The 344-nt window shown below is 59.6% G+C and carries 1 pseudogene; it reads left to right on the top strand.

What is annotated here, in order from left to right:
- Positions 1 to 344, top strand: a pseudogene (locus tag ACG2E4_RS18560) (dehydrogenase); the annotation flags it as partial.

Genomic DNA, 344 nt, shown 5'->3' with positions numbered 1-344 from the left:
GACGCCGGCAAGCACGTGTTTATGGAAAAACCGCTCGCCACCGATGCCCCGGGGGTTCGGAAGGTGCTGGAGGCCGGGAAAAAGGCCGACCAGAAGGGCCTCAATGTGGTTGTCGGGCTGCAGCGTCACTACCAGAACAGCTACCGTGAGGTCGTCGACCGCATTAAGAACGACGGCACCGTAGGCGACATCGTCTCCGGGCAGGTCTACTGGAACAGCGACGGGGTGTGGGTGCGCGAGCGGCAGCCTCACCAAAATGAGATGGAATTCCAGATGCGCAACTGGTACTACTTCACCTGGCTGTGCGGGGACCATATCATGGAGCAGCATATCCACAACATCGA

Origin of the sequence: Halalkalibaculum sp. DA384 (genome assembly GCF_043951955.1) — a bacterium.
GTDB lineage: Bacteria > Bacteroidota > Rhodothermia > Balneolales > Balneolaceae > JAMQKA01.
The sequence above is the reverse complement of the archived record's forward strand: the minus strand, read 5'-3'. Positions and strand labels throughout refer to the sequence as shown.